At 40.8% G+C, this 6,215-nt stretch carries 5 protein-coding genes; 4 read left to right on the top strand and 1 reads right to left on the bottom strand.

Going from position 1 to position 6,215, the window contains the following annotated elements; all coding sequences use genetic code 11:
- Positions 1-134: 134 nt before the first annotated feature.
- Entirely contained in the window at positions 135-1,595 is a 1,461-nt protein-coding gene (locus V7K42_RS14270) for a TM0106 family RecB-like putative nuclease (protein ID WP_334917166.1), read from the bottom strand.
- Positions 1,596-1,716: 121 nt separating this feature from the next.
- Here V7K42_RS14270 and V7K42_RS14265 point away from each other — a divergent pair, with 121 nt between their 5' ends.
- The 4 genes from V7K42_RS14265 to V7K42_RS14250 all read left to right on the top strand — a co-directional run bounded on the left by V7K42_RS14265 (position 1,717) and on the right by V7K42_RS14250 (position 5,958).
- Positions 1,717-2,910: an aminotransferase class V-fold PLP-dependent enzyme gene (locus V7K42_RS14265; protein ID WP_334917164.1), complete on the top strand. Its 1,194-nt coding sequence runs from the start codon at positions 1,717-1,719 to the stop codon at positions 2,908-2,910.
- 57 nt (positions 2,911-2,967) lie between these two features.
- Positions 2,968-4,050 (top strand): glycosyl transferase, encoded by a 1,083-nt coding sequence (locus tag V7K42_RS14260; RefSeq protein WP_334917168.1) that lies wholly within the window; start codon positions 2,968-2,970, stop codon positions 4,048-4,050.
- A 117-nt stretch (positions 4,051-4,167) separates the two neighbouring features.
- Entirely contained in the window at positions 4,168-4,581 is a 414-nt protein-coding gene (locus tag V7K42_RS14255) for a secondary thiamine-phosphate synthase enzyme YjbQ (protein WP_334917162.1), read from the top strand.
- 627 nt (positions 4,582-5,208) lie between these two features.
- The gene (locus V7K42_RS14250; RefSeq protein WP_334917160.1) at positions 5,209-5,958 is read left to right on the top strand and encodes a hypothetical protein; all 750 of its coding nucleotides are present in this window, start codon (positions 5,209-5,211) and stop codon (positions 5,956-5,958) included.
- The last annotated feature ends 257 nt before the right edge of the window (positions 5,959-6,215 follow it).

Here is a 6,215-nt window from a genome sequence, read left to right as displayed (position 1 = left end):
ATTTTGTATTAAGAAAGATGTTTATAATGGATAGCTTAAAAAGGGGGGAACCGGAGTCAAAGTCCCCCTTTTTAAGGGGGATTTAGGGGGATCTAAAGCTTTTGATACCGACAAGAGGACTTTTCAAACATCCTCTAAGCTAGTCGCAACCCATATTCATCCTGAAAAAAGTTTACCAGCCAGTCTTTGACTCTGTGGGTAGCGCGACAGTCATCTTCGTTGTAGCTTTGGATAATTTCTAGTAAGGTGCGATCGCCTGTTTCTAGCCACTGATCGTACCAGTAAATACATTTAGCACCACTAGCTTCTTTTTCTCGCCACTCAAATCCTAACCAACGTGCGATCGCTTTCAAGGCATAACTTTCTATAGGTAATGCTACACTTTCGGTTAATTGTTCATACACATCCACAAAGCGATTCAGTACTGGACGCACTGAGGAGTATGGAGTGTTGTAAAGCTTTGCCAGCCGTTTAACCGTATCAAACTCGTAGGCACAAAAATGATAAATTGGCGCTTCGGGATATTGCCAAACCAAATCCAAAAATTGCTGCCAAATTAATTCTTCGTCTTCTGGTTTATCTGCTAAAAACGAATAAAACTTTTCTGTGTTAGCAAGTCTATCAACGACTAAAACCCCCAAAAGATAATCTAAATCTAAGTCTGGCTGTGCCTCAATATCAAAGTAAAGTTCTATCGGTGCTGTGAATGTAATATTTTCTATCGGTAACGGGTAGGGTAAAACTATGGGTCGTTTTTCCAATGCAGATTGAGCTTGTACTACTAGCTTTGGTGCTACTTTTCGGTCGAAACCAAGGAGGTTTTCTAAGGTGCTGGGACTGGTATTAGCAAGAGATTCTAGTGTGGCGATCGCTACGTCTTGGAGTTGAGTGTAGCGAAGAGGTGTTACACCTGGTAATAGTGAGAGATGTTTTTCAGATTGAGCGATCGCGTAACATTGACTATACCAATGGCAAAAATTGCACTTTTGCCGAGAAATAAACACCTCTGGCGGATTCGGTAACTCTAAAACTCCAATAAACTCCTCCAGAATTTGCTGCATCCGTGGCATCCATTTGAACAAATCCACGAAATAATTGCTGTTTTTAGTTCGCAATATCAGCAAAGCAGTATCTGGTACAACTCCCTGTATCGTTGCCAAAACTTGGGTATGAAATGCAGCGACAACCTGATATTCTTGCTTAGGGCGCTTACCCAGTTCAATACTAGCCGGAACATACATCCAATCTCCAAAACTCGACTGTCCAGGCTGCTTTACCAGTAAATTTGGGCGACTCAGCAGGGTATATGCTTCAGAATAATTTGCTAGCAGTACTCCTTTATAGATGTACTCAACCCCACGTTCCATCAATTCTAAAGTTGCCTTCTCTGCCTTTTCCCAGTTTCCATAAGAATAATCTGGTTGGTGGTAAGTCATCTGTGCCAAAGCACTCATCTGATGAGCGATTTTATCCTGTTGCAGTTTCCGCAGCAACTCATTAGGGGCATCGCGCTGACTTCTGTCACCGTGGATATCTAGAAAAGTCCGGCGTTTACAGCGTTGGTATTGCAGTAGGAGTTCAGCATTAATTAGCATCCTTTTAAGTTAACAAGATTTAGCACAATCTGGGAGTAACTTAGACAATTAATAATGAAGTGGGAGAATGAGGAAGATGAGAAACTAATGACTAATCTAAAATCTAAAATCTAAAATTGGTATGACTAGTATTTCTGTTGCCCAAACCAAGTTGCATAGCCATCGAGAGCAATTTCCAGCTTTAGCGAATAAGACTTATTTCAATTATGGCGGACAAGGCCCTATGCCCCAAAGGGCAATGGATGCGATGACCGAAACTCAGGCTTATGTTCAGCAAATAGGCCCCTTTGGTAATGAGGCGTATCGCTGGATAGCACCGCAGACTCAAGCCGCTAGAGTTGCGATCGCTTCTGAGTTAAATGCACCAAGCGAAACAATTACCCTGACTCAGAATGTCACGGTTGGCTGTAATATCGCTATGTGGGGCATCGATTGGCATTGTGGCGACCATATATTGCTCTCAGACTGCGAACATCCAGGCGTAATTGCCACCACACAAGAAATCGCCCGGAGATTTGCGGTAGAAGTTACCACGTGTCCCCTGAAGGCGACTTTAAATGAGGGCGATTCTGTAAAAATTATTGCCCAACACTTACGCCCTAATACCCGTCTTGTAATATTAAGTCATGTTTTCTGGAATACTGGTCAAGTTTTACCGCTTGATAAAATTGCCGAAGTATGCAGAAACAATCATTCTTTTTTATTGATAGATGCTGCCCAATCTGTTGGTTTGCTGCCTTTAAACTTGACAGAATTGGGTGTAGATTTTTATGCTTTCACTGGTCACAAATGGTTATGCGGCCCTGCGGGTGCTGGTGGTTTGTATGTTCGCCCAGAAGCGCGAGAAAGCCTGAAACCTACATTTATTGGCTTGAATGGCATTGTTGTAGATAGTCAATCTCAGCCTGTGGACTGGCTTCCAGATGGGCGACGGTATGAAGTGTCTACATTAGCTTATCCATTGTACGTTGGCTTAAAGGAAGCGATCGCAATTCATCAGCAATGGGGAACATCACAGGAACGTTACGAGCAAATTTGTCAAAACAGCGAGTATCTTTGGCAGCGCTTAGTGGCGTTACCCGATGTTAAATGTTTGCGAACTTCCCCACCGGAAAGCGGTATAGTATCATTCCAACTTGTAAATAATCAGCCCCAAGCTAATCTCAAGTTAGTACAATTTTTAGACTCGCAAAACATATTAACTCGGACAATTGCCGATCCTAGCTGTATACGCGCCACCATCCATTACCTGACTTTAGAATTGGAAATCGACCAATTAGTTGAGGCGATTCAAGGTTTTTGCAAAAATAGTTAGTCATTATTCATTAGGAGTTAAAATCATAATTCCTAATGACAAATGACAAACATAAACATGGAACGCCCCATCTTATACTTGGCCATCACTAACCACGGCTTTGGACATGCTACCCGCATGGCTTCTGTCGCTGCGACAATCCAAAAATTATGTCCAGAAGTCCTGCTAATTCTCGTAACCACTGCCCCGCGCTGGTTGCTAGAGTGCTATATAGAAGGCGATTTTATCTATCGTCCCCGTGCATTTGATTTGGGTGTGGTACAAACCGATAGTTTGACAATGGATAAAGTAGCGACTTTAGAAAAGTTGCTAGATATTAAAAAACATCAAAATTCGCTCATTGCTTCAGAAGTAAATTTTATTCGCCAAAATCGCGTTAATCTGATTTTGGCAGATATTCCCTTCCTGACTCCTGGTTTTGCCAAAGGTGCAAATATCCCTTGCTGGATGATGAGTAACTTTGGCTGGGACTTTATCTACCGAGATTGGGGGGGTGAATTTACAGCAGTTGCAGATTGGATTAGTGATTGGTACTCAAAATGCGATCGCTTATTTCGTCTTCCCTTCCACGAACCGATGCAAGCTTTTCACAATATCACAGATGTTGGTCTAACAGGTGGTTCCCCCCGTCACTCTACTGATGATTTACGTTCTCTTTGGGGAATAACCGCACCTGTCGAAAAAACTATTTTATTGACATTTGGCGGCTTGGGTTTGCAGCAAATACCCTACGATAACCTGCGGCGATTCCCAGATTGGCAATTTATCGTCTTCGATCAATCTGCGCCTGATTTACCTAATATAGTGAAAATTAGCGGTCGCAAATACCGCCCTGTAGATTTTATGCCGATTTGTGGGCGAGTAGTCTCTAAACCAGGTTTCAGTACTTTTGCTGAAGCCACAATATTAGGAGTACCTATTATTACTATTCCTCGTGAGGATTTTGCCGAAGCAGCTTTTATCGTAGAAGGCATAACAAATTATAACCAGCATCAAATCATCACCCCATCTGAGTTTTTTCAAGGTACTTGGGATTTTCTGCATAAGTTACCCCAAGCACCAAAGCAATCTCAGCCAATTGCTAAGGATGGTAATGAAGCGATCGCTAATGCTATTCTCAATTATTTACACAATAAATAAAGTTATTCAAAATAATATAAATTAATATATGAATGCTAGCCATGACGATCTGACAACCAAATTAAGCAAATTCAACTGCTAATTAGCTTTTACTGTCATCAATAATTACTGTTTTAAATGAGTCATTACCAAAAGTTACTAAAAATTTCCACTGCTGCCAAATCTTTTTACAATATCACCCCTAAGATTGAAGCCGCAGTTGCAGAATCGGGAGTTGAAACTGGTCTTTGTACTTTATTTTTACGCCACACTTCAGCCAGTTTAGTCATCCAAGAAAATGCCGATCCTGATGTTCTTGTGGATCTAGCTAATTTTATGGCAAAACTCGTCCCCGAATCAGGCAAATACATCCATGATGCAGAAGGCCCCGATGATATGCCAGCACATATTCGTACCGCACTCACCCACACTTCTGAACATATCCCCATTAATAAAGGTCATCTAGTACTAGGAACTTGGCAGGGAATTTATATCTGGGAACATCGCCAGCGCAGTCATTTAAGAGAATTAGTTATCCACATTTCTGGATAGCCGATTCTCAAGTTTTATTTAAGGTAGAGTTTAAATACTCTGGTTATTTTACCTACCCTTTGGATATAATCTCATAAGCTCGCGGCGATCTGTATTAAACAACTTTCGCCGTGATAGTTTTGCAATGAGAATTATTGATGTGGAATTAATTAGATATAATCTATTAAAGAATTATAGGACTATTATTGAATTTTTGAAATCCATGTATGGTGCGTTACGCTACGCTAACGCACCATCTCAAGCTTAGAGGATGAATGAACAAGTCCTCTTGTCGGTATCAAAAGTTCTATGATCCCCCTAAATCCACGCCACATGCTCCACTTGGGGAGACCCCAAGACCGCAGTGGCTCCCCGATAAATTGGGGGACTTTGATTCCAGTTCCCCCCTTTTTAAGTGGGGTTAGGGGGGATCTAAAAGTGTCTAAAGTCACAGTGAAAAAATTGTTCATTCAACCTCTTATGGTGCGTTACGACTACAGATACTTATCTTTTTCAAAAATCAAATATGATTCCTATCGTATAACTTTGTAAAGTTAAAGGTTAAGTTTATTTTTGCTTATTTAATAATTTTCTTATTTCGATATACACTAATAATTAGTGTAAGCTGTTTGGGTTATTTCAATTACTATGAAGCAAGAACTGACACCAACTCATACTTTCCAATATATTGATGAAATACTTGCCCAACAGTCTATTCAGTTGTTATCACTTAACCCCCAAAAGAAATTAGTTACTAACTTCGCAGAATTAGAAAATTTAATTGTTGAAAAAAGCAGCAATATTCAAATCCTTACAACCCTTCAGGAAACTCTCGAATCTATAGTCCGTACTCAGTTACAAAACTTCCCAGAGAACATATTCTGGGATTTGGATTTTATGGTAAGCAGTATGCTCAGGCAGGCTTTGATTGCAGATGAGGGTGCTATTGCTTTTTTAAAGCTTTTTGGTGAAAAAATGGTTTCTCTGATGGAGATGTTCGGGATTAATACAGAAATCCGCTTCCGTTACGTTCACGATTTTATGTATGGGTTTGATTGGGCTAGGTGGGTACAAAAGGAGCCGCAAAATCGTGCATCTGTAGAGCCTTTTAGTCTAATCTTTTTGGATTATTTGCTTGTCAAAGGTAAGGAACTTGTACAACGGATTAATCACGGTCAGGTCGTATCTTATAAACTATGTGATACAGGCTACCGCAATCCTTTCACCTTTTCTCGTGAACCAGAAGATGAATATCGTCTGCTAACTTATCTAGCTGAAGAGCAACTTATCCCAGTAGCGGTATGGAATTGGAATGCTAGCCCTGTATGGAACAAACCTTTTCAAGAAATGCGCCAGCAATTAGCATTAAAATTAGATATTCAACCACAGAAACACTAGACCTCTTGCATAAATCAAAAATAAAGAACCCCACCCCGCATTTACTGACGCAAATACTCCCATCCCCGTAAGCCTACGGTGTATACACAAGTCGTATTACCCCCCTTAATCCCCCCTTATGAAGGGGGAAAATAATATTTCCGGTTCCCTCCCTTTATAAGGCTTGTCATTACCAACATTTTTTCAAAGATTGGGTTGAAAAATCAATAGCCCAGCACATATCCATTAATCGACACCATCCACGCCATAGAGTTTGC

The organism is Nostoc sp., assembly GCF_036917455.1.
In the GTDB taxonomy this organism is placed as follows: domain Bacteria; phylum Cyanobacteriota; class Cyanobacteriia; order Cyanobacteriales; family Nostocaceae; genus Nostoc.
The sequence above is the reverse complement of the archived record's forward strand: the minus strand, read 5'-3'. Positions and strand labels throughout refer to the sequence as shown.

What these genes read in the sequence shown, in the direction of transcription:
- V7K42_RS14270 (WP_334917166.1), bottom strand. Translation starts at nt 1,595, where the DNA reads ATGCTAATTAATGCTGAACTCCTACTGCAATACCAACGCTGTAAACGC.
- V7K42_RS14260 (WP_334917168.1), top strand. Translation starts at nt 2,968, where the DNA reads ATGGAACGCCCCATCTTATACTTGGCCATCACTAACCACGGCTTTGGA.
- V7K42_RS14250 (WP_334917160.1), top strand. Translation starts at nt 5,209, where the DNA reads ATGAAGCAAGAACTGACACCAACTCATACTTTCCAATATATTGATGAA.
- V7K42_RS14255 (WP_334917162.1), top strand. Translation starts at nt 4,168, where the DNA reads ATGAGTCATTACCAAAAGTTACTAAAAATTTCCACTGCTGCCAAATCT.
- V7K42_RS14265 (WP_334917164.1), top strand. Translation starts at nt 1,717, where the DNA reads ATGACTAGTATTTCTGTTGCCCAAACCAAGTTGCATAGCCATCGAGAG.